This is a genomic window from Bartonella sp. AU55XJBT, from assembly GCF_028618525.1.
Window position 1 is genome coordinate 38,499 of sequence record NZ_JAQITC010000013.1, and the last position, 25,202, is coordinate 63,700.

Genomic DNA, 25,202 nt, shown 5'->3' on the forward strand with positions numbered 1-25,202 from the left:
ACAATAAATATAAATAAAAGTATGAGACAATGCGTAATCTCCATTATTTAAAAGATATTGCTTTAGATGCTTTTTAAAGCCTTAATGCTGAATTCAAAAATGATGGTAAAGATGAAAATTGGTTTGTACTTTTACATCTTAATATTCTTTTCAAATGAGACTATCCTCCGGTTTTAGAAATTATGCTTGACAAATCTACAATGCGCTCGCTTGCACTTTGGCATGCAAAAGCAGGAACAGTATTTAGAGCTTTTATCCCACTCAATTTGTGTCTAAAATATGCTGTTGCATTCGATCTAGATGTTGATTGAGGGGGAGCAGTTAAAGCAAAAACCTTGTTTAAGAAAATAAAATAACGTCATAAAACCATGGATAGATTAACAATGGAGTGGCGAGATGTTCTTGTTTTTTTTAAATGAGCGTTTTCAATCGCCAAGAAATGTTGCACTTGGGAGGTGGTTGCGCTTTGGAAGTGCTAAAGAGGATGATAATACTGGCGTGTGAAATCCTCAGTTTTTTAATGCTTCGTTTTATCAAGTTTTTGTACGATTTTATCAGAAGTCCATTGGGTGATAATATTGAGCATGATCAAAAGAATGATGACAATGGTCATGATGAAGGTATTATAGCGTTGATAACCATAGCGGATTGCCATGTCTCCTAAACCGCCTCCACCAAGATATCCGGCAAGTGAGGTGGCGCCTATGAGAGAAATGATCATGACTGTAAAACCTGTAATCAGGCTAGGGAGAGCTTCGGGAATAAGAACATGTCTGATAATTTGAAGGCGACTTGCGCCCATAGAGCGGATCGCTTCAATGAGACCGTTTTCAACTGTTTTAAAAGAGAGTTCGGCCATGCGTGCATAAAAGGGAATAGCTGAAATGGTAAGTATAAAAATTACAGCAGGCATTCCTATCCCTCGTCCTACAACGATACGCGTAACGGGAAGAAGATAAAATGCAAGAATAATAAAGGGAATGGCACGAATACTGTCAATGATCATGCTTAAAGGGCGATTGATGAGACATGAGGCAAAAATCCCTCCACGTGCTGTTGTGTGAAGAAGAAGACCAAGGGGAAGCCCTATAATAAATGCCATAAAAGATGCACTAAGTGCCATCAATATTGTATCAATAACAGCTTGGGGAAGTTCATGCGTGAGAACATTAAACATAACCTAATACCTCACAATATCGTCCTTTTTTCGTTAACCATTGAACAGCTTTGTCTAAAGCTTCTTTATCTTCTCCAGGAAGAGCCAAGAAGAGTCGCCCGATGGTTTCATCTTGAACTGTATCAATGCCACCATGCAAAATACGTGCTTTTAAACCACTCTCATTTTCTAGCAGATGAAGAAAAGGTTGCTGGGCAATTTCACCGGCAATATTGATTTCAATGACAGCCTCTTGTCCGATGGGTTTGAGATTTTTCGCAAATTTTTCAGGAAGTTGTGGCGTGACAAGTTTGAGCATGGCGATAGTTGTATCATCTTGCGGTGATGTAAAAATGTCTTTCACACGTCCTTCCTCTACAATGTTTCCTTGGTTAAGAACAACGACGCGATGCGCTATGGTGCGCACAACTTCCATTTCATGGGTAATGAGCACAATCGTGAGATTGAGGTGTTTGTTGATATTAGCAAGGAGCTCTAGAATAGATTGTGTTGTTTCAGGATCAAGAGCAGAAGTTGCTTCATCGGATAACAATATTTTAGGATTAGCGGCTAGAGCACGGGCAATGCCAACCCGTTGTTTTTGCCCTCCGGATAATTGTGCCGGATAACAATATTCTTTCCCATATAACCCAACCAATTCAATCAGTTCAAGGGCACGTTTGTGGCGCTGTTTTTTGTTTATTCCTGTTAATTTGAGCGGTAATGCAATATTATCAATCACCTTTTGCGATGAGAGAAGATTGAAATGTTGAAAAATCATTCCAATTCGTTGACGGTAAGGTGCCCATTCTATCTCTGATAGATGTGAAATATCAACACCTTCAAAAAAAATGGACCCTGCATCAATTTTCTCTAACCCATTTAAACAGCGAATAAGTGTTGATTTTCCTGCTCCACTGCGCCCGATAATGCCAAGGATTTCCCCAGCATGGATATTCAAAGATAGATTATTGATTACCGGAACACCAGCCGTTTTGTTAAAACAACGGCTGATGTTTTTTAAGGATATAAGAGTAGGTTTTTCCATTCACGATTACCGGGATATTTGGCACAATTACCAAGATGTTTGGGCTGTTGTACCAAAAATCTCTTTGATTTTTGTGCGGATAAGTTCATTGTTGTAAGCGGCAACTAATTTTTTTACCCATGGTTCATCTTTTTCGCTCGTGCGTACAACGATGATATTATCATAAGGATTATTTTTTGCGCTCTCCCATGCGACTACATCTTTTTCGAAGTTTAATCCAGAAACAATAGCCCAGTTTGTGTTTATAATTGCAATATCAAAATCGTCGATTGCACGCCCGAGCATACCGGCATCGAGTTCACGAATTTGTAGGTTTTTAGGATTTTCAATAATATCAAGTGGAGATGCAAGAATATTATGAGGATCTTTTAACTTAATGAGACCTAAAGAATTGAGAAGAAGTAAGGCTCTTCCACCATTCGATGGGTCATTAGGAATACCAACATGTGCACCATCACGCAGATCTTTTAAATCTTTTATTTTGTGCGAATAAACACCGATTGGAGCAATAAATGTATAGCCAACAATTGAAAGTTTATAGCCACGTTGTTTCATTTGTTCATTAAGATAAGGTGCGTGCTGAAAAGCATTCGCATCGATCTCTCCTGCGTTAACAGCGTCGTTGGGCAAAGCGTAATCAGAAAAATAAACGAGTTCAATATCTAAACCGTCTTTTTTAGCCTGTTCAGCAGCAATTTTCCAGATAATCGCATCCCGTCCTTCCATAATACCGAGTTTGATTTTTGTTTTGTCTGCAGCCATGGAAAAAGCAGTAGACAAAAAAAGTGCCAAGAGAGAGAGGAATAATCCTCTAAGACAACTACGAGAAAAAAATTTTAATGTCATGTGCTTTTAACTTTCTTTTATAAGAGATTTTTTGAGGAAATCTTCAATATACTCTGTATTTTTTTAGGAAGATCTAAGCCTATACAAGCTTTAGAGAATATTCAATCACTTTTATTTTAAAAAGAGTATTCTTTTTCTCTCCATTTTCGGCAGTTTTGGGGAAATATCATCATTTGTTCATAGAAGATCTCTGAAATTCAGGTCATCAATTCTTCTATTATAATGATTTGTTGAGGGAACCAATGACACTTTAAAAACTTCTTTAAGAGAATGATTGGTTGAAGAGTCAAGCAATCAGATGATGTTTTAGTGGTCAATTCATGAGGGACATACTGCGCAATCAAAGTCAAAAGACCATGTTTGTGGAGAGGGGTGGAGGGGACAAAGAGAGATTTGGTTGCAATGGAGCTGGGGGCGTTTGGGGAAAAGAAAGAGTGATGATTACTGGATTTAAACGCGGCAAATTTTTGCAAAGGCGAATATTTTGCCCTTCACAGATTAGAGAGGAAGAAAAATAATGTTAAGAAAGAATTTTTTATCAACGACAATGATCTTATGGGCTTTGGGAGCATCAGGGGTGGCTATGACTGCTTCTCACGCGCAAGCTGGGACTATTGCTGGAACTGTTGCTCGTGTTGCATCAGGTCAGGTATCGTTACGCACCGGTCCTGCGACAGCTTATAAAGTGATCACAACGGTTCCAGTGGGTGCAAAAGTGCAAATTTATGGCTGCTTATCTAATAAAACTTGGTGTTCTCTTGGGTATCATGGAAAAGTTGGTTGGGCATCTGCACGTTATGTCAATGTCGCTAATGTTCCTACCATTGCTTTTAAAAAGGTGCCTGTAAAATCAAAATCAAATTCTATGATAAAATCGCCAAAAGTAAAAAAAGAAAAAGTAAAACAGATTGTTTCTGATTTTAAAGCTCTTCCAGCGATGCAAAAAACACGTCAAAATATGCAAAAACTGTACAGAAAAGATGTGATTATCGATTCCACAGGAGTCAAAAAAAGAGATGAAAGAACAATTTTTAATCCTTCGCCAAAGGCACAAGAAGTTTCTGTAAAGCACGTCAATGCTTATAATCCCTTCTTTCCGGATAAGGTTAATGACAAAAATTTTGAACGCAATGAAACGCGTTACCGTGTTGTGACTTATCCTGCTCGATAAGGATAAAGTTAATTTTATAATAGGAATGACAAACAAGATGGCAGCATGAAGCAAAAAATGCTTTATGCTGCTGATCCTATTGTCCCGTAAATGTCATAAAGGCGGAGATTAGTGCAACCGCCTTAAAAAATACAATTGTATACAAGAGCAGTCCAGAGAGAGCTTCATTGTTTTAAGCGGTATGGGGTAACTTTAAGGTGGCGAGGGATTCAAGGATGTTTAGGATAAAATTTGTCAACGCTCCGTATGATTGTTCTTTAGGGTGGTGATATAAATCCACAGTAGGGGAAAATTTTTTGAAGAAAAGCCGGACTTTTGACAGACCGGCTAGGATTCTTCGTCCTTTTGGATAGGACGTTAATTGACAGACTTAGGTTTTATCAAATTATGAGAAATGAGCAATTCAGCAATTTGAACGGCATTTAATGCGGCGCCTTTTCTTAAATTATCGGCGACAACCCAGAAAGCTAAACCATTTTCAACGGTGATATCTTCACGAATACGGCTAATAAAGGTGTCATCTTCTCCCGTACATTCATAAGGCGTGGTATAGCCACCATCTTCGTGTTTATCGATAAGCTGACAACCAGGGGCATCGCGGAGGAGCGCTTGCGCTTCAGATACGCTGAGTGGTTTTTCAAATTCAACATGGACAGCTTCTGCATGACCGATAAAGACTGGAACCCGAACAGCCGTGGCTGTTAATTTAATTTTGGGATCAAGAATTTTTTTCGTTTCAGCCGTCATTTTCCATTCTTCTTTTGTATAACCATCTTCCATGAAAACATCGATATGGGGAATGACATTAAAGGCAATGCGTTTAGTGAATTTTTTTGATGTAATGGGATCTGCAACAAACACAGCGCGTGATTGTTCGAAAAGTTCGTCCATTCCTTCTTTACCAGCTCCAGAGACGGATTGATATGTAGAGACAACAACCCGTTTAATGATAGCAGCATCATGGAGAGGTTTTAAAGCTAAGACCAATTGAATGGTTGAACAATTGGGATTGGCAATAATATTACGCTTAGAAAAGGCACTTATGGCTTCAGCATTGACTTCAGGGACAATCAACGGAACATTGGCATCATAGCGCCACGTGGAGGAATTGTCGATAACGACACAGCCTGCTGCCGCGATTTTAGGAGCATATTCTTTGGAAATGCTTCCCCCTGCAGACATAAGACACAAATCTGTGTCAGAGAAATCATAAGTATCCAGTGCTTTTACTTTTAAAGTTTTGTCTCCATAAGAAACTTCTTGTCCTAATGAGCGTCGTGATGCTAGAGGAACAATTTCATGCGCAGGAAAACCACGCTCTTCTAAAATTGTAAGCATTTCACGACCGACATTTCCTGTTGCGCCGACAATGGCAACTTTAAAACTCATTTTCTATACTCCTTCGTATCTCTCCACGTTTATTCCCCGCGCGATACTCAGGAGAGAATGAGTTGGTCAAGGAACAACATTAAATTATATCTTCAACAAATCCCATGTTGTGCACAGCAATCAGAATTGTCAGCACAATAAAGTATTGTATTGCAAATAATATTGTCTTTTTTAATCTTTCAGAAGTGAAAAAAATTGAATATTTTATGCGAATTCTTCATCTCTTTGCGAGAGCACTTAAGTGAATTTTTTATCTTCTGTCAATTGTTTCTCTTCATACTTTTGAATTTTTAAAAGATGGTATGATGCATCGCCTTGGGAGATTTTTTTATCTTTTGGGGCGGAGACAGTTAAAATGCTTTTCAATGTTATTCAGAACAGTTGAGAGCTTTTCAGTAAATTCATAAAAATAAGAAGCTGTTTTTTTCATGAGAAATCAACTGCAAAATTGCTCTTTGTTTTTTGCGGGTAAGCTCTCTGAAATTTTTCAAAAGTAAATATTCTGCTTTACTCGATATTCTGTCATCACAATGCGAGGAAGTCTCTTCTTTTTTTGTGCAATCAGCGTAAAAGAAGGAAACGGGAACACCCAGTACATCAGCAATTTCCTGTAAACATGCTGCGCTCACACGATTTAAACCTTTTTCATATTTTTGGATTTGTTGAAACGTTACGCCCAAATGACTTCCTAATTGTTTTTGAGAAAACCCCATCATATTTCTTCTGAAGCGAATTTTTTGGCCTAAAGAAATGTCGTAAGAATGTGAATTTTTAGCTTGCACTTTGTTTCCCCTCCGGCTGCGAGCGCCCTCGCATTGGTATTCCGGGGTCTGGAAGTGCTGACATCGAATCAGCCTCTTGCTTTTAGTGCGTAAGATGCACTTGGACATAACAAGAGCCCCCGGAAATTCCGGGACACCCGCAAAGCGGATTCATTCTGCGTTCGATGTTAGGGCTTCCAGGCCCTATTTGATCGTCGCGTATACGACCAAAAACACAAGCCTTCTTCATAAGGCAATTGCTTTCAGTCGTCAATTGAAATTCAAATTGCTTATTTCAAGCAAATCAAAGTGCATTTTTTAGCTTATAGATTAGCCTATAGAAATGTCATTAAAACTGGATATTGGGCTTATACTCATGCCTTTCAGGTGCAAGCACCCTCGGCATTCAACTATCGGGATTGGAGACTTCCGGGATCTGGAAGTGCTGAAACCGAGTCAGCCTCTTGCTTTTAGTGCGTAAAATGCACTTGGACATAACAAGAGTCCCGGAAGTATATTTGCAAAGTAGGATTTAATGTTTGAATTTGAACCCCCTGACCGCCGTGTATACCGACTAGACCTTAAGGCAATTGCTTTCAATCGTCAATTGAAATTACAGCCCATTTTCCTTGTTGGTTTTTTCAAGTTTTGATGTCATCAGGGCATCCACGATAGATAAAAATATCGTTTGAGAGACTTTGAAAAGTTGTAAAGTCGGATTGTAAAACTCTTTTTCTCAAGACACTAAGATATCATCTTGATAGAAGCTTGATAACAGTGGGTCTTTGAAAGACAAATTGCCTAAAGAGTGTTTATTTTTTATGAGTTGTTTTTTCATTGTTTTGCAAAGGACGCGCTTCTGAAGTAAGCATAATGGGAACACCGTCACGAATAGGATAGGCAAGTTTGGCTTTGAGAGAAATAAGCTCTTGTGTTTTTCGGTTGAAAGAAAGCGTGCCTCTCGTCATTGGGCAGACAAGTAATTCGAGCATTTTGGGATCTGTGGTCATTTTTTTCATGTTTTTACGTTCATTAGTTTAAACGGTAATCTGTTCCTGTTTGTTTCATGAGTGAGCGTTCTGTTAATGCGAGAAGCGTTTGGGCACGGCTTTTGATATCTGGCGCTTCAAGCAGAGCTTGTTTTTCTGCCGGTGTAAAGGGAATAAGCGCTGAAAAAGCATTCACCAATATCGGTGTCGGGGCTTCTATGATGCTGCTCCAATTGTATTCCATTTCATGGATGGTCAGATATTTCTCAACAACATCAAGTAAGCTTTCTCGATGAATGCTTTCTTCAATATCGAGTTCTTGTAAGTCTTTGATATTTGATTGGATGAGAGCTGTTCGATAGGACTTTGTATTTGACAATTCTTGTTCTAAGGTGAAACGGCAAACACCTTGTAAGATAATGAACAGTTGTCCATTACCGGTTTCACTGTAGTTTGTAATACGTCCTATACAACCTGTTTTATAAAGTTGTGTAGAAAAGCGGTCCGTATCCGATGAAAGGGGTTGAATAATGCCCAAGAGACGATCAGATACCATAACATTTTCAATCATTTCGAGCGATTCTGGTTCAAAAATGTTGAGCGATAAAAAACCGCCGGGCAGTAAGAGCGCACCTTCTAAAGGGAAAAGAGCAATTTGCTTTGGAAGATCATTTTCGCAATTGTAGGAGATATTACCAGCTTTCATGAGTATGTTGTGACCTTTATTCGGTAATTTTAGCCTGTCAATCGTTGCACTTGATGACACTATTGAAAAAGTAGAAAATCCACTTCTTGTGCATTAAAATCAACCTTATAAAATACTTGAAATCCTTATTTTTAAAAGAATATGAAACTCTACTCTTAAGGGTGAATTGCACAAGAAAGAATATTACTTTGCGATCTTTTTAGTGTGTGACCTTTTGCATGATTTTCAAGGGGTATTTTTGTCTATAACTTTTGATTTTTGTCTTAAATTTCCTAAAATGTGTTTCTTACAATTTTTGTAAGCTTCAAAAGGGTGCTATTATAAATCTTTTAAAGTAGCTTATGCAAGTTTTAAAATGAGAGCTTGTGGTTCACTTTCCTAATGACAGTGCGATAAAGATAGGTTATAGATTAAAACATGCTGGAAAGAGCGTTATCGTTTCTTTCATTCTTTTGCGGGAGAGTGCAAATTGCAAGTTTTCGCATTGCCGCCGAAGGGGAAATAGCCCATAATCTCTCAGGCTTTAAGGACCGTAAAAGGAGCAAGGCAGATCTGGAAAGTCGGGAGAGCCCGCGCCGAAGGTGTAAGCGAAAGATCTTTTCGCGAGTCTCTCAGGTTGATGACAGAGGGGTGCAGAGACGACCATATTGTGTGGCCGTTAGCGCAGCTTTGGAGTTATTATGGGCACAGCACAAGAAACATCTTTTTTAAAAACACTTCCTTTATATGATTTGCATGAAAAAGCAGGGGCAAAATTTGGCGCTTTTGCGGGGTGGAACATGCCTTTAACTTATCCTCTTGGCGTTTTGAAAGAGCATCTTCATACGCGAGCACATGCAGGACTTTTTGATATTTCTCATATGAAATTGATTGCCGTTGAAGGTGCACAAGCCGTAGAGTTTTTATCCTATGCTTTTCCCATTGATGCAGCAGCTTTAAAAATTGGACAATCACGGTATAATTATTTGCTTAATGAGCAGGCTGGTATTCTCGATGATCTGATCATTACCCGTTTGGAAGAGAGCCGTTTTATGTTGGTTGCCAATGCGGGAAATGCACAGGCTGATTTTGTAGAATTGGAAAAGCGTGCTGTTGATTTTGAATGTCAAGTGATTGCCCTTGAAAGGGTATTGCTTGCTCTTCAAGGTCCTGAAGCGGCAGCGGTTCTTTCTGATGCGGATTTACCAGGGAATCAATTGTTCTTTATGCAGGGATTCGAACCTCAACAAGATTGGTTTATAACGCGTTCTGGCTATACGGGGGAGGATGGTTTTGAAATTGCTTTGCCCGTAGGGCATGCGCATATGTTGGCTGAAAAATTGCTGAGTGATTCGCGTGTTGAGTGGATTGGACTTGCCGCACGCGATAGCTTGCGGTTGGAAGCGGGGTTGTGTTTGCATGGAAATGATATTACCCCTGAGACGACGCCTATTGATGCAGCCCTAACATGGGCTGTTCCTAAAAGTGTCCGAGAAAAAGCACAATTTTACGGTGCAAAGGCTTTTCTTGAAGCGCTGCAAAAAGGACCTGATCGTTGTCGTGTTGGATTAAAACCGCAAACGCGCCAGCCTATTCGTGCCGGTGCGGTGCTTCTCGATGAACAGGGCAATGAGATTGGCGTGGTAACATCCGGTGGTTTTGGTCCTTCTTTTGATGGTCCTGTCGCGATGGGGTATGTTCCTGTTGCGTGTAAAGTTGAAGGAACAGAAGTCTTTACAGAATTGCGAGGCAAAAAGATTGCGCTCTTGGTGCATTCTCTTCCCTTTGTTGAACAACGTTATTTTAAAGGATGATTTTTTATGTCTAAAACTTATTTTACACAAGACCACGAATGGCTTAGCGTTGAAGGACAAATGGTGACTGTTGGGGTTACACATTATGCGCAAGAGCAATTAGGCGATTTAGTTTTTGTTGATTTACCCCAAAGTGGGACAAAACTTTCCAAAGGTGAGGCGGCGGCTGTTGTGGAATCCGTTAAAGCAGCTTCAGATGTTTATTCTCCTCTTGATGGTGAAGTGGTCGAAATCAATGAAGCACTGGCTGATAATCCTGAACTGGTAAACCAGAAAGCCGAAACAGAAGGCTGGTTATGGAAAATGACAGTGCAGGATGAAACACAACTGAAAGAGTTGTTGGATGAAGATGCTTATAAAGCTTTGATTGGATGAGTGCTATGATCGAGCGTTCTTTTTCTTCTCGACATATTGGGCTGCGTTCTGATGAAACACAAAAAATGCTTGATGTTTTAGAGCTCGATAGTGTTGATACACTCATTTCTCAAGCGGTTCCCAATTCTATCCATTTGGGGCGTTCACTCAACCTTCCCAAAGCTGCGAGTGAAGGGCAAGCCTTGGAAGAACTCTCCAATATGATGGCGCGTAATTGTGTGCATAAAAGTTTTATTGGGCAAGGGTATCATGGAACATTTGTGCCTCCGGTTATTTTACGAAATTTGTTTGAAAATCCAGCTTGGTATACCGCTTATACGCCATATCAAGCAGAAATTAGCCAAGGTCGTTTAGAGCTTCTGTTTTATTTTCAGACATTGATCAGTGAACTGACAGGTTTACCGGTTGCTGCTGCTTCTCTTCTTGATGAAGCAACCGCTTTAGCGGAAGCCAATGCCCTTGCTTTTCGTTTTGCGCGGGAGAAAAAAACAAAAATTTCTCTTCAGAGTCTTTTACATCCTCAGACTTTGAGTGTTGTGCAGACGCGTGCTGAAACACAAGGCATTCGGATCAGCTTTGAGAAAGAAATTTGTTCTGATACAGCGGCAATTGTTCTCTCTTGGCCCGATACAAAAGGTTCTTTTGAAGATTACAGTGAGGTCATAAAAGAGGCAAAGGAAAAAGGGGCGTTGGTTATTGTTGTGGCTGATCCTTTAGCGCTTACGCTTATGGAAGCACCGGCAAAATGGGGCGCTGATATTGTTGTCGGTTCGATGCAGCGTTATGGCGTTCCGATGGGGTTTGGTGGTCCTCATGCTGGCTACCTTGCGGTGAGTGATGCGCTCACACGTCTTATTCCAGGCCGTATAGTGGGGCAATCCGTGGATACAGAAGGGCGTGTTGGTTTTCGTTTAGCTTTGCAAACACGTGAACAACATATTCGGCGTGATAAAGCGACGTCAAATATTTGTACAGCTCAGGCTTTGTTGGCTAATATGGCAACGGCTTATGCTGTTTGGCATGGGCCAAAAGGTTTACAAGAAATTGCGCAGCGAATTCATCATTTAACATGTCGTTTTGTTGCTGGTTTAGAGGCTGCTGGTGTTTCTTGTGAAGGTGAGTCCTTTTTTGATTGCGTTAGCATTGTTGTGAAAGGAAAAACCCGAGAAATTGCGCATCAAGCCAAGATGAGTGGACGCCTTGTTCGTGTTCTCGATGATGATACCATTGCAATTAATTTTGATGAATTGTCGACAGAAGAAGATGCTGTTGCTCTAGCACAGCTTTGGGGTGCGCAACTCGTTGATCAAGTTTCTCCAAGACTCTTTGGTCAAAGGCGGGATACTGCTTTTCTTTCTCAACCCTTTTTTCATGCGGTTCATTCAGAGACAGATATGATGCGCTTTTTGCGTCGTTTAGCGGATAAGGATTTGGCGTTGGATCGGGCGATGATCCCTCTTGGTTCTTGTACAATGAAGCTTAATGCGGCGGCTGAATTGATGCCTGTAAGTTGGGCGAGTATGGCCAATATACACCCCTTTGTTCCACAAGAGGATGCGGCGGGTTATGTGGAGATGGTCAATCAGTTAAATGCATGGTTGTGTGAAATTACAGGATTTGCGCAAGTATCTTTTCAGCCAAATTCTGGTGCTCAAGGTGAATATGCGGGGCTTTTGGCCATTCGACGCTATTATCAATCACGGGGAGAACATCAACGGACAGTTTGTCTTATTCCTGCTTCTGCACACGGGACCAATCCAGCTTCGGCGCATATGGCGGGCATGGAAGTTGTTGTGGTAAAATGTTTAAGCGATGGCGATGTTGATGTTGATGATCTAAAAATGAAAGCGCAATTGCATAAGGATAAATTGGCTGCTCTCATGATTACTTATCCTTCAACCCATGGTGTTTATGAGGAAAGCATTAAGGAAATTTGTTCTATTATTCATCAAAATGGCGGACAAGTTTATTTTGATGGCGCTAATCTCAATGCACTTGTGGGGCTTGCTCGCCCTGCTGATATTGGCGCTGATGTTTGTCATATGAATCTTCATAAAACATTTGCTATTCCCCATGGAGGGGGCGGTCCTGGTATGGGACCAATTGGGGTCGCAGCGCATCTCAAACCATTTTTACCAGGGCATGAACAGGATGGAACAACCCATGCGGTTTCAGCAGCGCCTTATGGAAGTGCGTCTATTCTTGCCATTACGTGGATGTATATTCGAATGATGGGGGCTGATGGCTTAAAATATGCAACACAAATAGCCATTTTAAATGCTAATTATATTGCTGCACGTCTTTCACCGGTTTATTCCATTCTTTATCGGGGCAAACATGGACGTGTTGCTCATGAATGTATTGTGGATACACGCCTGTTGAAAGATCAGTATGGGGTGAGTGTTGATGATATTGCAAAACGTCTCATTGATTATGGATTCCATGCGCCCACAATGTCGTTTCCTGTTCCGGGAACTCTGATGATTGAGCCAACGGAATCAGAACCAAAAGCAGAGATTGATCGTTTTTGTGATGCATTACTCTCGATTGCTGAAGAAGCAAAGAAAGTTGGGAACGGGGTTTGGCCAAAAGACAATAATCCATTAGTGAATGCCCCTCATACAGTAGCAGATACTTTAGATGATGCTTGGGCACGCCCCTATTCGCGAAAAGAAGCTGCTTTTCCCAATAGCTCTGTTGATCCAGCCAACAAATATTGGCCTCCAGTATCGCGGATTGATAATGTTGCGGGAGATAGAATGCTTATTTGTTCGTGTCCACCCTTGGGAAATACTTATTAAATAAAAAATATGTATTTAATTTATTTATTTGTATAAAGAAAAAAGCCCACACATTTTGTGTGGGCTTTGTGCTTATAAGGAATAAATACACTTTTAATGCTTCTGATGATAAAGGCATGCGAAATTTTGTTGTCGTATCTCGTCAACCTTTCAGATTTTCGAGCTAAGAATTGTCTAAATATTTTTCTTCTATCGGCTCTTTATGAAGATGATGCAAAAATATGGATGAACACCTGTCAGAGTGCGTAAACGCAAAGCCAAATGGTGTTATGGTTGCTTGTTACAGAGCTTTTTAATAAAAAGCCGGTACATTTTTCCAGTTTATTGCAGGTCAGTTTTTGACTTTATGGCATTATTTTTTTAAGAGTGCGTGTGCTTTAGCTGTTGTTTATCAATCAATATCCAAACCTAACACAGCAGCATATTTGCGCCAGAGAGTGAGGCAAAAAAAGGCTTTATGAACAGTTCCAGCTTTTTCATGCCTGTATGTCATATGAGGGCGAGGGGATTGCGTATCTGTGGTGGGATAATCTTTAAAATTGAAAATCAATCCTCAGTTTATCATCTTCGTTCATTTATGTGAGAAAAAAGTTCAATTTTTGTGTTTTGGGTGACGTTTACTTTTATAAAACAGCCCATCAATTTGTCTATTGTGAGACTTTTTTGAATGGGCGGTGTCTCATGACCATGCTATGCGATTGATTGTTGTAAAATCTTTCGTAAAAGCTCTCTGATTTTCTAAGATGATGATTTGTATCGGTTTATTTATTTAAAAGAGCCTTTAAGTGTAAATGTATTTATAGCGTGACCCAAGAGATGTTAGAATTTCATTGGGAAGGGTATCGGCATCTAAAGATACTTTTTCAAGTGTTTGATGGGGGCCAATGAGTTCTACCCAGTCACCTGTTTGAGGTTTTTGATCAAGATCGGTTGTATCTACAATAATGGAATCCATAGAAACGCGCCCAACCATGGGAAGTTTGTGCCCATTGAAATAAACAGCTCCTTTATTTGAAAGAGCACGAAGCCAACCATCTGCATAGCCAATAGAAATGGTTGCAAGAGTGCTTGGTCTGTTGGTTATAAAGCTTTCTCCATAACCAACAGGTGTGCCTACACCAACAACACGGTTTTGAATGACTTGGGCTTCAAGTTTTAAAACAGGTTTTAAAAGGGATGGGTGTTTTCCTGAAGGGGCGATTCCATAAAGTGCAATACCGGGGCGAACGAGGTCAAAATAAAAATCTGAGCCTAAAAAAATACCTCCAGAATTTGCAAAGGAAACTTTACAAGGGGGTAGTTGTGCAAGGGCTGTTTTGAAAGAAGTTAATTGGGTATAATTTGATGGGTGAGTATCATCTTCTCCGTTAGAAAGGTGACTGAGAATATATTTTATGTCTGCGGTTTCAAAAATTGTAGGGCGTTTGATAAGTTTTTGTAATTCTTTTTGATCAAGTCCTAATCGGTTCATATGGGTATCGATTTGAACAATTGCTGGAAATTTTTTATCCTTTTTTTGACAAATCTTTTGCCAAATTTCAATGGCATGCCAAGAGTTTAGGACAGGAACAATACCAGACTGTGCGACAAACTCTTCTGCTAAGTGTGGAAGTCCATTCAGAAGAGCAATCGTGACATCTGATGGTAAGATGTTTTTTAAGTGCACTGCTTCTCTGATTTGAGCAACAAAAAAAGTACGACAACTCGCTTGATAAAGGGCAGGAGCAATTTTGTGAGCGCCTAGCCCATAGGCATTTGCTTTGACGACTGCTGAACATTGTGTTGGCGCTACACGTTTGGCTAAAGTGATATAATTGGCCACAATAGCACTAATATCAATGGTTGCGACAGCTGCATAAAGGTGTGTGTTTATTTTATCATTAGCGGATTTATTCATTTTTAAATCTTATCTGTGTTCTTGAAATACGGAATTTTTTTGGTTATTTCACAGAAATTCCTTATGATAGAGGAAAAGATACTGTTTGCGACGATCAAAATCATCAGTCTCCCATACCGAATTGTGTATCATGAAATCGTTTTTTTTATGTAAAATAGTACTCTGGATATAAGAGATATTTAGTTTTATTTGTGTTGTTAGCCACACGGCGTCTTTTGATAATTTGAAAAACATAGATTTTTGTTTTTTACTTATTTTCTCTTGTTGAGGCATATTAAAAAAATAAAGCATAACCTATTGTATTGTATCATTTTGAAGAGTGCAATGTTATGCTGTTGGTTGTGGGTGGAGTTGTTTTAACATGCATGACTTTCTTAACAATGGAAAATATGCGTTGTGTGTTAAAGGCGAAGAGAGTGTAGTGATTGTTTAAGACTCAAAAAATTTATTTTCCTTTGAATATGATTTGTATTGGCATTTTCTTTATTCGATTAATTTGGACATAAAAGTGTTAATCTTAAGGCTTTTGTTTTAAGAAAATTGTTGGCAGATGGTGATGCACGTACTATATCACGTCAGGGATTCGAAATTTAACGTTCAATAAGGATATGGGGAAGAGTATGAATACGTCTGCTACCAATGTTCCGTCAAACAGCAGCAGCGTTGCTTCAAATTTTCCGATTCCTGAGAATGTATATGCTCTTACTGTTCAAGAAGTTTATCATTATACAGATCGTTTGTTTAAATTTCGCTTGAATCGTCCGGAAAGTTTTCGTTTTCGTTCAGGTGAATTTGTTATGATCGGTTTGCCAAATGCAGAAAAGCCGATTTATCGCGCTTATTCGATTGCAAGTCCTTTTTGGGATGAACAGCTTGAGTTTTTTTCGATAAAAGTTCCAGGGGGACCTTTAACCGAGCATCTGCAAAAAATTAAAATTGGTGATACAGTTCTTATGCGTAAAAAATCTACAGGAACGCTGGTTCTGGATGCTCTTATCCCTGGAAAACGCCTTTATCTTCTTTCAACTGGTACGGGGATTGCTCCTTTTGCAAGCCTTATTCGTGATCCGGATACTTATGAAAAATTTTCAGAAGTTATTCTTATTCAAACAACGCGTGAAAAGAATGAGTTGACTTATGCAAAAGACCTTGTTTGTTCTTTGCAACAAGATCCACTCATTGGGGCATATGCACAACAGTTGAAATTTTATCCTATGACTACGCGTGAGCCTTCTGAGCATATGGGGCGTATTACGACTGTTATGGAGAATGGGTGCTTTTTTGAAACAACTGGTTTGCCAAAAATTTCTCCTGATGAAGATCGGGTGATGATTTGTGGTTCCATGGCAATGTTAAAAGATTGCGCAAGGATGTGCGAAGGGTTTGGTCTTGTTGAAGGGGCCAATAATGCTCCCGCGACTTATGTTGTAGAGCGCGCTTTTGTAGAGTGATGGTGGGCGCTGGTGCTCCTTTTGTAAGCCTTATTCGTGATCCTGAACGTTGTAAAAAATTTTCAGAAGTTGTTCTTTTTCAAACAACGCGTGAAAAGAATTTGTTTGCTCTTTGCAACAAGATCCACTGATTGGGGCGTATGCACAACAGTTGAAATTTTTCCTATGACCACGCCGTAAGCCTTCAGAGCATATGGGGCGTATTACGGTCGTTATGGAGAGCGGTGCTTTTTTGAAACAATCGGCTTGCCAAAAATTTCTCCTGATGAAGATCGGGTGATGATTTGTGGTCCATGGCAATGCTAAAAGATTGTGCAAGGATGTGTGAAGGGTTTGGTCTTGTTGAAGGGGCCAATAATGCGTCCGTATCGTCATGTTGTAGAGCGCGTTTTTGTAAAGTGAGAGGAGAGTTGTGATGCAGAGTGTGCTAAGGCACTCATCGAATCCCAATCCTTTATGGCAATGAGTTGTTGGGGCGTTATCCAAGAACCGCCAACGCAGAAGACGTTAGGAAGTTGGAGCCATTGTGTTGCACTTTTTTGTGTTATACCCCCTGTTGGGCAAAAGAAAATTTCAGAGAAAGGAGAGGCTAATGCTTGGAGGAAGGCAAGACCTCCTGCGGCTTTGGCAGGGAAAAATTTAAGATATGAATAACCTTTGTCTAAAGCTTGCATGAGTTCACTTGGGGTTATTGCACCAGGAAGAAGCGGAATTTCACTATTTTTTGCACAATTGATTAATTCATTTGTTAATCCAGGGCTTACGATAAATTTTGCTCCAGCTTGTTCGGCTTGTTCGTAGTGTGTTGTGTTGAGAACTGTTCCGGCCCCAACAATAGCTTCAGGGACTTCTTGTGTCATTATCTGAATTGCTTTGAGGGCATGTGGTGTTCGCAAGGTGATCTCAATTGTTTTTAATCCGCCTTTGACAAGAGCCCGTGCTAAAGGTACAGCATTTTGTAAATTGTCGATGGTCAAAACAGGTATAACAGTTTGTCCTTGGAGATATGATAAAAGGGTTTCTCTTTTTTGGCACATGATGTTCTTTCTTCGAGAGGATATTATTTATATCGTTTGATTAAGCACAATATGTTAAAGAGTAAATGAATAGATCTTGAAATTGGATGAAACGCGCGTTATGGCAAAACACATGGAAAAGAATTTTAAAGTTGCTGCACTTTATTGCTTCGCAGATTTGAAACATTATCGTCAATTACAAAAGCCTTTGCAGGATTTATGTCAAGCAAAGGATATCAAAGGGACCCTCCTTTTAGCACAAGAGGGAATTAATGGAACTGTTGCTGGTTCTTGTGAAGCGATTGAGGCATTGGTCGATTTTATTACGGCTGAGCCAGCATTTCAAACGCCAGAGATTAAATATTCATGGGCATCAAAAATGCCTTTTCATCGCATGAAAGTGCGGTTGAAAAAGGAAATTGTGACAATGGGCGTCGAAGGCGTTGATCCGCTAAAAGTTGTTGGGACTTATGTGGAGCCTGAAGATTGGAATGCTCTTATTCAAGATGAAGAAACAATTTTAATCGATACGCGTAATGATTATGAATATGCAATTGGGAGTTTTAAAGGAGCGATTGATCCGAAGATTAAAACATTTCGTGAATTTCCTGAATGGGTCCGTCAACATGAGGCTGATTTAAAGAAGAAAAAGAAAATTGCTATGTTTTGTACAGGCGGTATTCGGTGTGAAAAATCAACAGCGTATGTTCGTGAACTTGGTTATGACCAAGTGTACCATTTAAAAGGAGGAATTCTGAAATATTTAGAAACCGTCCCAAAAGAGAAAAGTTTATGGTGGGGGGAGTGCTTTGTTTTTGATGAGCGTGTTTCCGTTCAACATGGTCTTGAAGAATGTGGACGCGAACTCTGTCGTGCGTGTCGTTCTCCTTTGAATGCTGAAAGCAAATTATCGCCTCACTATGAGGAAGGTGTTTCTTGTGATGCTTGTTATAACACGCGCAGTGAAGCCGATAGAGAGCGTTTTCGCGAGCGCCATAGGCAATTCCAATTGTTGAAATCGCGTGCAATTGATGCGCATCAAGGGACATAAGGATATCGTTGTGTAGGGATTTAAGTTTTAGCATTTTTCTTTTAAATTCAAGAGAGAACCGCCTTTATCTTGGTAGAAAAATATTTCATAAGACCGGATGTTTTTCGGTCTTTTTCTTTACATTAATTTATTAATTGATAAATAATCATTATAGATTGTTTGTTTCCCCAGATTTTATAGGATTGAGTATTCAAATACTTTATCATTTTACTCTACAGAACTTTCCTCGTTTGTAACGTGCAAGAGACATGATTTTGATTGATGCATTGTAAGAGAGGGGGGAAATGAGAGCATTTTACGATCAGATTCTTGATCTAAGGTCAGAATAACAAAGTATCAATTATAAATGAATGTGTTGAGTATGATATGTTGCGTTGTTTTCCATAGAGGATGTAGGAAAAGTGGAATGGGGAAGCGAAACAAGAGGCGCTTTTAAAGCAAGATTGTAATTTCTGTTACACGGATGGTGTAGGGGAATAATCCTATGAAAGTGGGGGGATGGCTTTGTCTGGTGGTGGAGAGTGTTGCTTTTTAGCATCATGTTCTTTTTAAGAATTAAAAAATGTTTAAAATTAAAAAAATGATTGAAATACGAAAGGATTCGTTTTATAGAACTCCTTGCCCAAAGTCGCACGTGCCTGTGGGTGTCCGCTGGTTCTCAAATGGTGAGGTCAACCGGTACGGTACCTGGAACTAACCGCTCCAGTCATTCTTACAGCCAATTGCAAGAATGAGGACATCTTGAAGCAACGACGGTGCGGGCCTTTCTGGTGTCTTCCAGCTTTTAAATGCTGGGATTACTATAGAGGCACACCTCATTGCCTTCAGTGCGGAAGTGGTTTTCTCAACTCCAATCAAAAAGGCAGATCAAATAGAATAACGCGTTTTCGCGCTGTTCTTTCGCTGCATACAAAGCTAATTCTGGTTTTTTTATGATCAGAATAGGGGTGGTTTTTGTGTGTTGTTTTGTCCTTTGGCTTTTGGCAGTTTTGGCTGTCCAAGCATAGAGTGGGGGAGCTTCCCCTCAAGGAGAATTGCAGATGGCAACGCAACGTATTCGCGATTTTCTTGCAACACATCGTTCTGAGGGTCCATGCTTAATCGTTGACCTTGATGTTGTCCGTGAAAATTATTTAAATTTTGAAAAAGCGCTTCCGCAGTCTCGTATTTTTTACGCAATAAAGGCAAATCCTGCTCCTGAAATTTTGCGTTTGCTAAGTTCTTTAGGATCTTCTTTTGATGCGGCTTCTGTTGCAGAAATTGAAATGGCTTTAAAAGCAGAGGCAACGCCAGAGCGTATTTCTTTTGGGAATACAATTAAAAAAGAGCGTGATATCGCACAAGCCTATGCATTAGGCGTTTCACTTTATGCCGTTGATTGTGTTGAAGAAGTGGAAAAAATTGCGCGTGCTGCCCCTGGAGCGCGTGTTTTTTGTCGAGTTCTTACCGATGGCAAAGGTGCAGAGTGGCCATTGTCACGCAAGTTTGGTTGTGTCCCTTCTATGGCGGTTGATGTGCTAAGACGGGCACACCAATTAGGTTTGCAGGCCTATGGTGTTTCTTTTCATGTAGGATCTCAGCAGGTTGATCTGAGTGCGTGGGATCGTGCTTTATCGGATGCTGCTATCGTTTTTAAAAATTTGGAACAAGAAGGTATTTCATTGAAGTTGGTGAATATGGGTGGTGGTTTTCCAACGCGTTATTTGAAAGATGTTCCTACAGAACAAGCTTATGGTACAGCAGTTTTTGATTCGTTAAAAAAGCATTTTGGTAATCGTATCCCTGAGACGATTATTGAGCCAGGGCGTGCGATGGTTGGTAATGCTGGTGTTATTCGCACAGAAGTTGTTCTGATCTCTAAAAAAGCGGACAATGATAATGTCCGATGGGTTTATCTTGATATTGGGAAATTTAATGGTCTTGCTGAAACGATGGATGAAGCCATTCGTTATCCTATTGAGACCCCTCATGATGATAAGGTTATGGAGCCTTGTATTTTAGCTGGACCAACATGCGATTCAGCAGATGTTCTCTATGAAAAAACACCTTATCCGCTTCCTTTATCTCTAACGATTGGAGATAAGATCTTAATCCATGGAACAGGTGCTTACACAACGACTTACGCATCTGTTGCCTTTAATGGTTTTGAGCCTTTGCGATCGTATGTGATCTGAAATTTCCTTTTAACGATAGGTTTTTTAGATTTTTTCTATGCTCGTCATTGCGCTATAAGAGGGTGGGTCATCGAGATGAACACAATTAATTTTCAAACAAAAAATGGGGCATGTTTTACACTTTTATTAGAGCAAGAAGCAGACAAGCCTTATCGAGAAATTTTGCTTGATGCAACGATGGGGCGTGGACGTAAACGTAAGTCATCAGAGGCTTTACGTCGTGGTCGATTAGCGGCTCAGGGGCTTTCTTTTGTGGTTAAAAATGTGCTTGGTGAGCTTGTGGGGAGTGTGCGTCTTTGGCATGTGTCTTTTTTAAAAGAAAAAAATGAAACACAACATGCTTTACTTTTGGGACCTTTGGCTGTTGCAGCTGAATGTGCTGGTATGGGAATAGGATCAATTTTAGTCCGCCATGCAATTGAAACAGCCAAAAAATTAGGATATGGCGCTATTTTATTGGTAGGAGATTGTGAATTTTATCAACGTTTTGGGTTCTCAAATCGCTTAACAGAAAATTTGGCAATGCCTGGCCCTTACGAAAAGCATCGTTTTCAAGGCTTGGAACTGATACCGCACTATCTTTCTGGTTGTTATGGCACTTTGGTTGCGAGTGGAGAACGAGCTATTTCTAGGCGTTTTCAGCATCATAAAGTGGCTTGAAGAGTGTATTTATTTCGTTTTTCAATACTGCGAGTATTGAGAGAGGAGAACCTATTGGCGGGCAACAAAGAGTTTGTACAGAGCATAAAAAAATAAAATCACATGTTTGAAAATTTCTAAAAAACATATTCTGATTTATCTTATCTCTTAAGAGACGATAAAATAAATCAGAATAGAGAGCCGCAATAAAATATTTCTCAATTGAAATTAAACTTATGAAATTAAACTTAGTGGCTTGGTGGAGAATCCGTGAGGGGCGGTATTTTTTTGAGAAAAATGGTCATAAATGTCAAAAGACCAAAGATGATGGTGATAATAAAGAAAATATCACTCAAAGCCATGATCATTGCTTGGATGCGCGCTATACCAAATAGTTGAGATAGAGCAAGCGTATACGAATCAAAGGTTTCTGTTTTAAAGAATAAAGTAAGCTTTGAAAGCATTTCAGTTGCTTGTCTATTTGTGTGATTGAGCGTTTCGGCTATTCGTTCGTAATGGAAGTCTGTGCGTTTCGTCATGAGCGTGCTGATAATGGCAAGTCCTACAGCTCCACCCAGATTCCGTGTGAGATTAAAAAGTCCAGAAGCATTTTGCATGCGTTCTGGCGGGAGTGTTCCCAAAGCAATATTATTAACAGGAACCATACATAACATTACAGAAGCACCACGGAAAACTTGTGGCCAAAAGAGTTGCCAAAAATCCCAGTTGTCTGTGATAGAACTCGCCATCCAAGTTCCTATTGCAAACCCCAAAAGTCCTATTGCCATCATTAAACGTGCATCCATTCGTGCGGAAAGATATCCAGCAAGGGGGGCGGTTAATAACATGACAAATCCTGAAAGAAACAATGTTTCTCCAATCATGAGGGCGTCATAATGGCGGATTTGGCTCAAATAGACAGGATAAAGATATGTGAGTCCATAAAGACCGATTCCCAAAGAAAAGGAAAAAATAGATGCAGCTGAAAAATTAAAATTAGAAAAAGTAGAGAGATCCACAATAGGTTCTTTTGCCGTGAAAGCGCGCCAGAAGAAGAGGGTAGCAGACAATATCATGATTATGAATAAGTCCCGAATCAGCCTATCATTTAACCAATCATGGCGTGCCCCTTCTTCTAATACATATTCTAAAGTTCCTAGAAAAACAGCCATAGAAATGAGTCCCAACCAGTCAAATTTAGCTATGAGAGATGGGTTTGCTTTATCAAAATTAATCAATTTCCAAGCAAGAATTGAAATAATAATCCCAAAAGGCACATTGATGAGAAAAAGCCAGTGCCATGATAAGAGATGACAGAGATAACCTCCGACCGTTGGGCCAATCGTGGGGGCGAGTGTTGCGACGAGTCCAACAATAGGGGTAACAATTGGGCGTTTGGAAGGAGGAAAAAGAACATAAGAGGCGACAAAAACGCTTGGGATAATTCCTCCACCAATAAAACCTTGGAGTGCGCGGTAGATAATCATCTCTCCAATGGATGCTGCTGTTGCACAAAGAATAGAGGTAATCGTAAATCCAACTGCCGAGATCGTAAAAAAAACGCGTGTTGAAAGCAATCTTCCTAAGAAGCCAGAAAGGGGTAACATGATGACTTCAGCGATGAGATAGGAGGTTTGAACCCATGAAATTTCTTCAGAGCTTGCAGCAAGGCCCGCCTGAACTTCAGCTAAAGAAGAGGCAACGATTTGGATATCCAAAATAGCCATGAACATGCCAAAGGCCATAACGATGAAAATCACAATGTTACGGATTTCTATGCGCTCTTGAGACTGTATGGGCTTTGGTATGGAAGATGTCATAATAATAAGGTCATTTTTTTGTTGTTATAAGAGATTTTTGTCTTATGGTTGTGTGCGTGTATCAACTTCTACTGAAACACTCATTCCTGCTCGGATATGACCGGTCTTTAAGACTTCTTCTGGAATAGAGATCCGTACGGGAATACGTTGAACGATTTTGGTGAAATTACCAGTGGCATTTTGTGGAGGAAGAAGAGAAAAAACAGCACCTGTTGCGGGAGAAATAGAAAGCACTGTTCCTGTAAAGACCTCCTTTTTGAAGGCATCAACAGCAATATAAGCCTTTTGTCCCGCATGAATATTTTGCAACTGTGTTTCTTTATAGTTTGCTTCAATATAGAGCGCATGGATAGGGACTAATGCTGCAAGACGTTGGCCATTTACGACAAAATCTCCCGTTTTTGCTGTTAAATTTCCTATAATTCCATCAAATGGCGCGCGTATAATGGTTGAAGCAAGATCACGTTGTGCTTTTTCATGTGAAAGTTCTAAGCTCTTTGTTTGACTTTCTGTTTCACGTCGTTGTGCTTCTAGTACTTGGATATTGGCACGTGCAGCAGCGATTTGTGCATCCGCACGATTAACATTGGCAATGGCTTGTTCATAGGCTGATTTGGCATCATCAACATTTGATTGAGGGGCATAACGATTGGCTTTCAGCTCTGTAATGCGTTTTAAGGTGAGTTGTGCATTGGTTGCTATGGCAGAAGCGGCTGCTTTTTGCGCTTTTGCATCATCTAAAGCACTGTGAGCGGCTGTGATTTGTGCATCAATGCGTAGAAGAGTTTTTTTCTGTGTGTTAAGATGCGCTTTTGTTTGATCCAAGGCTATTTGATAATCACCATTGTCTAAGTAAAATAAAATATCATCCTTTTTTACAACTTGGTTGGCTTTAATCGCAATTTTTTCAATATATCCATTTAATTTAGGCGCAATAGCTGTGATATCTCCTTGCACATAGGCATCTTCAGTGGAGAGCATATAACGCCAATGTGTTATCCACTTATAGCCAAACCAAAGCGCAAAAAGTGCAAAGACGATAAGAAAAGCCTTAATTACCTTCTTTTGTTTTGTTTTATCAAAGTTTTTGGTTGAAAAAATTGTCTCAGCTATAGACATGATTTTATACTTTCAATATTTATATCCCAATGAGTATAATAAGCCCATCACTATAGGTGAGGGCTGCTGTACATACAAGGACAAGTAAGAGCTTTCCAAACAATAAGGTAATGTTTGAAACATAATGATAAATATATGAGCTTACAAGTTCAAGGGCTTATTTTGTTACGCACTTTTTACAAAGACCTCGTACTTCTAGAGTGCTTTTGTGGGCTTGGAAGTTAACAGCTTGAACCATTTGTTTTAAACTTGATACAATCGTTTGATTTTGTATTTCAGTAACTGTGCCACAGTTTTCGCAAATGATGAAAGTTGTAAGTTCGTGTTGACATTTTTCGGGATGTAAGCAGACCATAAAAGCATTTACACTTTCAAGCCGATGAATACATTTTAATTGTACGAGTTTTTCTAACGCACGATAAACTTGGAGAGGAGCGCGAAAACCTTCTTCGCGTAATTGGTCAAGAATCGCATAAGCACTCAAAGGCCCTTTTGCATTCTTTAAAGTATTCAAAACCAATGTTTGGTTACGCGTCAGTTTAGAGGACATTGACATCTTCTTCCTTTTGCTTTCATGGAAAATCATAAAGCGTGTAAGGTGTTTATGCAATGGTGATTATAGAAAATGTAACCGGTCTTTGAGTCTTTTGCATGATGCGCGCCGTTTAAGGAAATTTATAACCATTGTGAGAGGAGGGGATCTTATGATTTAAGAGCCGCCGTTATCCCGCAAGAAACTTTCATGCAATTCGTCTTTATGATTGATCGGTCTTGGTTGTTTATGTTTTTTTAGAAGCTCTTAAGCTTTTCTGTTTTTAGGTTTTATATTTTTTAGTTTTTTCATGATATGGCTTGAAATATTAGTTTTTGTATTCATATTTTATTTTAGAAAAAAAAATTAAAAATGATATTGACTCTTTGTTTGAAAGAGTACTATATACGCTGAGTAACGAGAGCGGTTTCTGCTTGCGATGGTTGGTTTTGCTCTTGTTTTATTGAC

21 protein-coding genes, 1 pseudogene and 1 riboswitch are annotated in these 25,202 nt (G+C 39.7%); of the genes and pseudogenes, 10 read left to right on the top strand and 12 right to left on the bottom strand.

Features of this window, described 5'->3' with window-relative positions; translation table 11 throughout:
• Positions 1-182 precede the first annotated feature (182 nt).
• On the top strand, positions 183-311 hold the full coding sequence (locus PVV70_RS07555; protein WP_273758658.1) for a hypothetical protein: 129 nt from the start codon (positions 183-185) through the stop codon (positions 309-311).
• Positions 312-517: 206 nt separating this feature from the next.
• Here the strand turns inward: PVV70_RS07555 and PVV70_RS07560 are convergent, their stop codons facing one another.
• Genes PVV70_RS07560 through PVV70_RS07570 form a run of 3 tightly spaced genes read right to left on the bottom strand, consistent with a single transcriptional unit; the run spans position 518 to position 3,050 of the window.
• Positions 518-1,177 (bottom strand): methionine ABC transporter permease, encoded by a 660-nt coding sequence (locus PVV70_RS07560; RefSeq protein ID WP_273758659.1) that lies wholly within the window; start codon positions 1,175-1,177, stop codon positions 518-520.
• A complete protein-coding gene (locus PVV70_RS07565; RefSeq protein WP_273758660.1) occupies positions 1,170-2,204 on the bottom strand; it encodes a methionine ABC transporter ATP-binding protein in 1,035 nt (344 codons plus the stop codon). Before PVV70_RS07565 ends, PVV70_RS07560 begins: the two co-directional genes overlap by 8 nt.
• A 27-nt stretch (positions 2,205-2,231) precedes the next feature.
• A complete protein-coding gene (locus PVV70_RS07570) occupies positions 2,232-3,050 on the bottom strand; it encodes a MetQ/NlpA family ABC transporter substrate-binding protein (protein ID WP_273758661.1) in 819 nt (272 codons plus the stop codon).
• A gap of 517 nt (positions 3,051-3,567) precedes the next feature.
• Here PVV70_RS07570 and PVV70_RS07575 point away from each other — a divergent pair.
• The gene (locus PVV70_RS07575; protein ID WP_273758662.1) at positions 3,568-4,221 is read left to right on the top strand and encodes an SH3 domain-containing protein; all 654 of its coding nucleotides are present in this window, start codon (positions 3,568-3,570) and stop codon (positions 4,219-4,221) included.
• Between the two features lie 357 nt (positions 4,222-4,578).
• Here the strand turns inward: PVV70_RS07575 and PVV70_RS07580 are convergent, their stop codons facing one another.
• The 4 genes from PVV70_RS07580 to PVV70_RS07595 form a co-directional block, all read right to left on the bottom strand.
• Complete coding sequence (locus tag PVV70_RS07580) at positions 4,579-5,610, bottom strand: aspartate-semialdehyde dehydrogenase (protein ID WP_273758663.1); 1,032 nt, start codon at positions 5,608-5,610, stop codon at positions 4,579-4,581.
• Positions 5,611-6,011: 401 nt separating this feature from the next.
• Entirely contained in the window at positions 6,012-6,392 is a 381-nt protein-coding gene (locus tag PVV70_RS07585) for a helix-turn-helix transcriptional regulator (protein ID WP_273758664.1), read from the bottom strand.
• A gap of 791 nt (positions 6,393-7,183) precedes the next feature.
• Positions 7,184-7,390 (bottom strand): Trm112 family protein, encoded by a 207-nt coding sequence (locus tag PVV70_RS07590; protein ID WP_273758665.1) that lies wholly within the window; start codon positions 7,388-7,390, stop codon positions 7,184-7,186.
• Positions 7,391-7,403: 13 nt separating this feature from the next.
• On the bottom strand, positions 7,404-8,066 hold the full coding sequence (locus PVV70_RS07595; RefSeq protein WP_273758666.1) for an LON peptidase substrate-binding domain-containing protein: 663 nt from the start codon (positions 8,064-8,066) through the stop codon (positions 7,404-7,406).
• Between the two features lie 445 nt (positions 8,067-8,511).
• Positions 8,512-8,609, top strand: a riboswitch (glycine riboswitch).
• Positions 8,610-8,746: 137 nt separating this feature from the next.
• Here PVV70_RS07595 and gcvT point away from each other — a divergent pair.
• The 3 genes from gcvT to gcvP are packed head-to-tail and all read left to right on the top strand — an operon-like array spanning position 8,747 to position 13,035.
• Entirely contained in the window at positions 8,747-9,859 is a 1,113-nt protein-coding gene (gcvT, locus tag PVV70_RS07600) for a glycine cleavage system aminomethyltransferase GcvT (protein ID WP_273758667.1), read from the top strand.
• Between the two features lie 6 nt (positions 9,860-9,865).
• Positions 9,866-10,234, top strand: coding sequence for a glycine cleavage system protein GcvH (gene gcvH / locus PVV70_RS07605; RefSeq protein ID WP_273758668.1), 369 nt, complete (start codon positions 9,866-9,868; stop codon positions 10,232-10,234).
• 5 nt (positions 10,235-10,239) lie between these two features.
• Positions 10,240-13,035: an aminomethyl-transferring glycine dehydrogenase gene (gene gcvP / locus PVV70_RS07610; protein ID WP_273758677.1), complete on the top strand. Its 2,796-nt coding sequence runs from the start codon at positions 10,240-10,242 to the stop codon at positions 13,033-13,035.
• Between the two features lie 781 nt (positions 13,036-13,816).
• Here the strand turns inward: gcvP and alr are convergent.
• On the bottom strand, positions 13,817-14,932 hold the full coding sequence (alr, locus tag PVV70_RS07615; protein ID WP_273758669.1) for an alanine racemase: 1,116 nt from the start codon (positions 14,930-14,932) through the stop codon (positions 13,817-13,819).
• 620 nt (positions 14,933-15,552) lie between these two features.
• Here alr and PVV70_RS07620 point away from each other — a divergent pair.
• Together PVV70_RS07620 and PVV70_RS07625 are read left to right on the top strand one after the other, a co-directional pair.
• Entirely contained in the window at positions 15,553-16,383 is an 831-nt protein-coding gene (locus tag PVV70_RS07620; protein WP_273758670.1) for a ferredoxin--NADP reductase, read from the top strand.
• A 5-nt stretch (positions 16,384-16,388) separates the two neighbouring features.
• A pseudogene (locus PVV70_RS07625) lies at positions 16,389-16,785 on the top strand (ferredoxin--NADP reductase); the annotation flags it as partial.
• Here the strand turns inward: PVV70_RS07625 and eda are convergent.
• The gene (gene eda, locus PVV70_RS07630) at positions 16,755-17,420 is read right to left on the bottom strand and encodes a bifunctional 4-hydroxy-2-oxoglutarate aldolase/2-dehydro-3-deoxy-phosphogluconate aldolase (RefSeq protein ID WP_273758671.1); all 666 of its coding nucleotides are present in this window, start codon (positions 17,418-17,420) and stop codon (positions 16,755-16,757) included. The pseudogene PVV70_RS07625 and the gene eda sit on opposite strands and share 31 nt — an antisense overlap.
• A gap of 112 nt (positions 17,421-17,532) precedes the next feature.
• On the opposite strand from eda, the gene PVV70_RS07635 reads away from it, so the two are divergent.
• The 3 genes from PVV70_RS07635 to PVV70_RS07645 all read left to right on the top strand — a co-directional run bounded on the left by PVV70_RS07635 (position 17,533) and on the right by PVV70_RS07645 (position 21,284).
• The gene (locus PVV70_RS07635) at positions 17,533-18,450 is read left to right on the top strand and encodes a rhodanese-related sulfurtransferase (RefSeq protein ID WP_273758678.1); all 918 of its coding nucleotides are present in this window, start codon (positions 17,533-17,535) and stop codon (positions 18,448-18,450) included.
• A 1,040-nt stretch (positions 18,451-19,490) separates the two neighbouring features.
• Positions 19,491-20,624 (top strand): type III PLP-dependent enzyme, encoded by a 1,134-nt coding sequence (locus tag PVV70_RS07640; protein ID WP_273758672.1) that lies wholly within the window; start codon positions 19,491-19,493, stop codon positions 20,622-20,624.
• Positions 20,625-20,699: 75 nt separating this feature from the next.
• On the top strand, positions 20,700-21,284 hold the full coding sequence (locus PVV70_RS07645) for a GNAT family N-acetyltransferase (RefSeq protein WP_273758673.1): 585 nt from the start codon (positions 20,700-20,702) through the stop codon (positions 21,282-21,284).
• A gap of 227 nt (positions 21,285-21,511) precedes the next feature.
• On the opposite strand, the gene PVV70_RS07650 is transcribed toward PVV70_RS07645, so the two are convergent.
• The 3 genes from PVV70_RS07650 to PVV70_RS07660 all read right to left on the bottom strand — a co-directional run bounded on the left by PVV70_RS07650 (position 21,512) and on the right by PVV70_RS07660 (position 24,752).
• Positions 21,512-23,083 carry a DHA2 family efflux MFS transporter permease subunit gene (locus PVV70_RS07650; protein ID WP_273758674.1) on the bottom strand — a complete coding sequence of 524 codons (1,572 nt, stop codon included), beginning with the start codon at positions 23,081-23,083 and terminating at the stop codon, positions 21,512-21,514.
• 42 nt (positions 23,084-23,125) lie between these two features.
• Positions 23,126-24,202 carry an HlyD family secretion protein gene (locus tag PVV70_RS07655; protein WP_273758675.1) on the bottom strand — a complete coding sequence of 359 codons (1,077 nt, stop codon included), beginning with the start codon at positions 24,200-24,202 and terminating at the stop codon, positions 23,126-23,128.
• Positions 24,203-24,359: 157 nt separating this feature from the next.
• On the bottom strand, positions 24,360-24,752 hold the full coding sequence (locus PVV70_RS07660; protein ID WP_273758676.1) for a Fur family transcriptional regulator: 393 nt from the start codon (positions 24,750-24,752) through the stop codon (positions 24,360-24,362).
• Positions 24,753-25,202: the final 450 nt, after the last annotated feature.